This is a genomic window from Streptomyces sp. NPDC000151, from assembly GCF_040301705.1.
Lineage (GTDB): Bacteria > Actinomycetota > Actinomycetes > Streptomycetales > Streptomycetaceae > Streptomyces.
On record NZ_JBEPFC010000315.1, the window covers coordinates 1 to 1,256 of the forward strand.

A 1,256-nucleotide genomic window follows, 5' to 3' on the forward strand; every position below is an offset into this window, starting at 1 on the left:
CGGTGGGCGGGTCCCTGCGCGGACCGGTCGGCGAGCGGCTGCGCCAGACCGCGGCGGAGCTGCGCCTCGGGGGCGAGGCGGCCGCGAGCTGGGGGCGGTGCGCGGAGCTTCCGGGAGCGCGGGAGCTGGGGCGCTGCCTGGCGCGCGCCGGAATATCCGGCGTGCCGGCCGTCGAGTCGGTCTCACGGATCGCGGCGGACCTGCGGTCCGAGTGGGGTCGCGCGGCAACTGAAGCGGCGCGCAAGGCGGGTGTGCTCGTGACCCTGCCGCTGGCGGTGTGCTTCCTGCCGGCCTTCCTGACGGTCGGGGTGGCCCCGGTCCTCGTCGGCTTGGCCCAGGACCTGCTGCCTCGCATGTGAGACGAGCGACGTCGCCGCTCACTCGCCACAGCCCCGAACAGAGCCAACGAGCAAAGCAAGAACAAAACCAACGAAACCGACACACAACGAACTGAGCAACTGTCAGATCATCAGGGGGATCTCATGACAACCGCAGCACGTAAGCCGTCCGGACAGCCGACGACGCCGTCCGAGAAGGCGTTGGACATCGCGACGACGGGCGGGCAGGGGACTGCCGCGCCGCCGGCAGAGCGAACTGCCGTGCCCGCGTGGGCGGCCGCGGCCGGCAGTGCCGTACGCGAGGCGAGGGCCGGGGCCGGGGCGACAACGGCTGCCGGGGGCGGCCGGGATCGGGTGACGGTGGCCGGCGGGCCCGCGGGGTGGGCCTCCTGGGCTGCCTCGTGTCTCGACTACAGGAAGGTGGCAGGGCGGCTGGCGGCGAGGCGCCGGGCCGCACGTTCTTGGAACGGCGAGTGGGGTCGGCGTCGGCGTACCGCGTTGCGGCAGAGGCTGGACCGCGGGATGACGACGGCCGAGTACGCCATGGGAACGCTGGCGGCCTGTGCGTTCGCCGCGGTGCTCTTCAAGGTCGTGACGAGTGGGGCGGTGAGCTCGGCCCTGAGCTCGGTGATCGGCAAGGCGCTCCATGTCCAGGTCTGACCCGGTCGGCGGGGCCACCGAGCCGACGGCCGGGTCGCTGAAGCCGACAGCCGTGTCGCTGAAGGCGGCTTCCGACCGGGGGATGGTGACGGCCGAGGCGGCGGTGGTGATTCCGACGCTGGTGCTGTTCGTGGCCATGCTCCTGTGGGGGCTGATGGCGGCGTGCGCGCAGATCCAGTGCGTGGACGCGGCCCGTGCCGGGGCCAGGGCCGCGGCACGTTCGGAGCCCGCGGGCACCACGCTGGCAGCGGCCCGGGC

Annotated in this window: 3 protein-coding genes; all 3 read left to right on the forward strand. The window is 73.6% G+C overall.

Features of this window, described 5'->3' with window-relative positions; genetic code table 11:
- A partial coding sequence (locus ABT381_RS35790; RefSeq protein WP_351602296.1) for a type II secretion system F family protein occupies positions 1-359 on the forward strand: 359 nt, incomplete at its 5' end.
- A 411-nt stretch (positions 360-770) separates the two neighbouring features.
- Positions 771-998 (forward strand): DUF4244 domain-containing protein, encoded by a 228-nt coding sequence (locus ABT381_RS35920; RefSeq protein ID WP_467754754.1) that lies wholly within the window; start codon positions 771-773, stop codon positions 996-998.
- Positions 985-1,256, forward strand: a 272-nt coding sequence (locus ABT381_RS35800; protein WP_351602301.1) for a TadE family type IV pilus minor pilin, incomplete at its 3' end; no start/stop codon positions are given. The genes ABT381_RS35920 and ABT381_RS35800, both read left to right, overlap by 14 nt.